The following is a 2,197-nucleotide window of genomic DNA, read 5'->3' on the forward strand; positions in this document are numbered from 1 at the left end:
GGCAGCAGGTACGGCCACTGGGCCACGCCCCAGCTGAAAATGATGCAGGCCACCGCGACCACGGCGAGCACCCGCGCACCGCGGGCGGCGTCGCGAACCAGCAGTACCAGGGCGCCGAATCCGCTCAGGACACTGAGCACGACCAGTGGCAACGCCCACGAGATCAACCGGTCGAAGACGTACGAGGCCGAGAAACTCAGCACGACGAAGCCAACCACGGCAACCACGGCCGCGACCACGGCGCTCACCACGGCACGGCGGCGAAAGTAGGCCGCCATGCCGGTGTCGCCTTCTCGCCGTGCGTCCCACACCAGGTACACCGCGGCCAGGTACGCCGCCAGCACGACCGCCAGGACACCGGTCACGAGTGATGTCGGGTTCAGCCAGCTGCCGACGGGGTCACCGACCTTACCGCCGGCCGGCACCTGACCCGAGGCGATACCGCCCGCGATCGCACCGAAGCAGAACGGCACGAGCACGGACGAAAGTGCGAATGCGCCACCGAAGACGCGACGGACGCGAACGGTGAGCACAGCCTTGCGGAACGCGAAGCTCGCACCCCGTAACACGATGCCGAGTGCCGCGATGGTCAGCGGGATGAACATCGTCAAGGTGATCGACTGGTACGCCGACGGGAAAGCGGACCACGTGACGACGAAGATGAAAATCAACCAGACGTGGTTGGCCTCCCACACCGGGCCGATCGACCGCTCCACCACGCCCCGTGGTGCGGCACCCCGCTCGGGCCCGCCGGCGGTCAGGTCCCAGAAACCGGCGCCGAAGTCCGCTCCACCGAAGACCGCGTACGTCGCGATCGCGACCAGCAGCACAGCGGCGACAGCCGTACTCACGACTCGGACCCGGCGGTTTTGGCCGGCTCGGGTTCTTTCACCGGCCCGTACGGCCCGTCGAGCTCGGTGAACCCGCCGGCCCGGCGGAAGCGCCTGCTCATCGAGCGAAGCACCAGGATCGTCGTGACACCGAGCGCGAGGTAGAGAACGATCACGGCGATGAAGGTGATCCACACGCCGGTGTTCCCGGTCGCCGCGGCCTCGACCTTCATCAGGTTGTAAACGATCCACGGCTGGCGGCCGACCTCGGTGACCACCCAACCGGCCTCCATCGTGACGACCGCGAGCACCCCCGCGCACGCCGCGGCCCGCAGGAACCATTTACCACGCGGCATGTGCCGGCGGAACAACCAGACCGCGCCGTACCACAGCGACAGCAGGAGCAGCACCGTCCCGAGACCGACCATCACGTCCCAGGCCAGGTGCACGACATTGGCCTCCAGAATCGTCGGCCGCGCGTCGGCCGGCACGGAGTCGAGACCCTGGACGACGGTCGAGCGGCCCGTGCTCGGGTCCGACAACCACGACGCCAGCCCCGGAATCGGGATGCCCCCGGTGACCGTGCCGTCCTCGTTGAGATGACCCAGCAGAGTCTCGGGCACATCCGAACTGGTCGTCGGCACCAGCTCGATCGCGGCGAACTTGACCGGCTGATCGTTGTAGACCCAGCGCGCCAGGCTGTCACCCACACCGATCTGGACCGGTGTCGCCACCGCGGCAACACTGAACGGGATGACGAACCCGAGCTTGTGGTAGCGATCGGTCCGGCCACGCAGCATCCCGACCGCGTACACCGACGCGACCAAAAACCCGCCGACCAGGTAGGCGGCCACGACCATGTGCGCCGCCTGCAGCGGCATCGCGTCGTTGAAAATCACCCCGAGCGGATCCACATCGACGATCTCGCCCCGCGCGTTCGCCGTGAACCCGGACGGAGCGTTCATCCACGCGTTCGCCGCGACCACGGACACCGAGCCGAACACCCCGGCGAGGACGATCGGCACCCCGGTCCAGAAGTGCGTCCACGGTTTCAGCCGCCGCCAGCCGAAGATGTAGATGGCGACAAAAATCGCCTCGGTGAAGAAGAAGATCCCCTCGAACGCGAACGGGACACCGAAGGCCTCACCCCAAGTCCCCATGAAATGCGGCCAGAGCAGACCGAACTCGAAACTCAGCACGGTCCCGGTCACCGCGCCCACCGCGAACGTCACGGCCATGTACTTCGACCAGCGCTGCGCGAGCACCAGCGCGGCCCGGTCGTGATGGCGCACCGCCCGGTAGTTCGCGATCAGGACCATGAACGCCCACGACACCCCGAGCGGCACCAGGATGATGTGGAACCCGAG

Annotated in this window: 2 protein-coding genes; both read right to left on the reverse strand. The window is 67.5% G+C overall.

All coding sequences use genetic code 11. The features are described 5' to 3' along the window. Positions 1-851: cytochrome d ubiquinol oxidase subunit II (locus AB0K15_RS47960; RefSeq protein ID WP_364067914.1), on the reverse strand; the 851-nt coding region annotated here is incomplete at its 3' end. Beyond that, the coding region (locus AB0K15_RS47965; protein ID WP_364067916.1) for a cytochrome ubiquinol oxidase subunit I at positions 848-2,197 on the reverse strand (1,350 nt) is incomplete at its 5' end. The genes AB0K15_RS47960 and AB0K15_RS47965, both read right to left, overlap by 4 nt.

This window comes from Amycolatopsis sp. NPDC049253, from assembly GCF_040678995.1.
Lineage (GTDB): Bacteria > Actinomycetota > Actinomycetes > Mycobacteriales > Pseudonocardiaceae > Amycolatopsis.